This is a genomic window from Arthrobacter sp. Y3225116 (assembly GCF_059091245.1).
Genome location: NZ_JBNHGL010000541.1, coordinates 1 through 561, shown reverse-complemented (window position 1 = coordinate 561; position 561 = coordinate 1). Strand labels below are relative to the sequence as shown.

General features: G+C 72.0%; 2 protein-coding genes. Both read right to left on the bottom strand.

Translation table 11 applies throughout. The annotated features are described in order from the left end of the window. A partial coding sequence (locus tag AC5RV2_RS18850; RefSeq protein WP_494093597.1) for an FAD-dependent monooxygenase occupies positions 1-127 on the bottom strand: 127 nt, incomplete at its 3' end. Beyond that, positions 120-561 (bottom strand): methyltransferase domain-containing protein (locus AC5RV2_RS18845; RefSeq protein WP_494093596.1); only part of this gene is annotated, 442 nt, incomplete at its 5' end. The genes AC5RV2_RS18845 and AC5RV2_RS18850, both read right to left, overlap by 8 nt.

Sequence of the window (561 nt, the reverse complement as noted above, 5' to 3'; positions counted from 1 at the left end):
CCACCCCGCGCCGGGCCAGCAGGATGGCCATCAGCAAACCCACCGGGCCGCCGCCGACCACGGCGACATCGAGCAGGCGGCCGCCGGGCGCTTCAACGGGGCCCCGGGGGAGCGCCGCCTCAGGCATCGGGCTCATGGATCAACAGTTGCCGGAAACGCGAATCGGGCAGCACCCGCCACTCCGGCGGGACGGCGGCGCGCAATTCCTCCGGGGTGTAGCTGCGGCGGATGGAGGTCAGCCCGTCCCGGCGGATGAAGGAGCGGTGGAAAAAAGGCAGCGTCCCGGCGGCGAACAGCACATACGCCGGGCGGCTGCGGATGATGTCGCTGTGGACTGCGAGGGCGCGTGACAACCGCTGCGAGTCCGCCAGCAGCCCTGCCAGCTCGGGGGCGGTCAGGTGGTGCAGCAAGTGGTTGGACACCACGGCGTCGAAGCTGCGTCCCTCGGCCACCAGTTCCGAGCTGAAGGCCTGCCGGAATTCGAGGCCGGGCGGCCGCGGCCGGGACACGGCGAAGGCATGGGCGCGCGGATCGGGATCGATGGCCGTGACCCGCAGGTCG